1 protein-coding gene is annotated in these 506 nt (G+C 46.4%); it reads right to left on the bottom strand.

The features are described 5' to 3' along the window. Nucleotides 1-506, bottom strand: a 506-nt coding sequence (locus AN214_RS21900; RefSeq protein WP_152960859.1) for a GTP-binding protein, incomplete at its 3' end; no start/stop codon positions are given.

Here is a 506-nt window from a genome sequence, read left to right as displayed (position 1 = left end):
GGTAGGTCGTCACCTGGGAAATCGTACTCAGAAAGAAGTTCACGAACTTCCATTTCTACTAGCTCTAGTAGTTCTTCGTCGTCAACCATGTCACATTTGTTCATGAATACGATGATGTAAGGTACACCAACCTGACGTGAAAGAAGGATGTGCTCACGAGTCTGTGGCATTGGGCCATCAGTCGCAGCTACTACTAGGATTGCGCCGTCCATCTGTGCAGCACCTGTGATCATGTTTTTAACATAATCCGCGTGTCCTGGACAGTCTACGTGTGCGTAGTGACGAGTTGGTGTATCGTACTCAACGTGTGAAGTTGAGATTGTGATACCACGCTCACGCTCTTCTGGAGCGTTATCGATTGCTGCGAAGTCTTTCGCTTCACCACCATATACTTTTGCAAGTACATTAGTGATTGCTGCTGTTAGAGTTGTTTTACCGTGGTCAACGTGGCCGATTGTACCTACGTTTACGTGCGGTTTCGAACGTTCAAACTTTTCTTTTGCCAT

The sequence above is a fragment of the Pseudoalteromonas sp. P1-9 genome (assembly GCF_001399975.1).
In the GTDB taxonomy this organism is placed as follows: Bacteria; Pseudomonadota; Gammaproteobacteria; order Enterobacterales; family Alteromonadaceae; genus Pseudoalteromonas.
The sequence above is the reverse complement of the archived record's forward strand: the minus strand, read 5'-3'. Positions and strand labels throughout refer to the sequence as shown.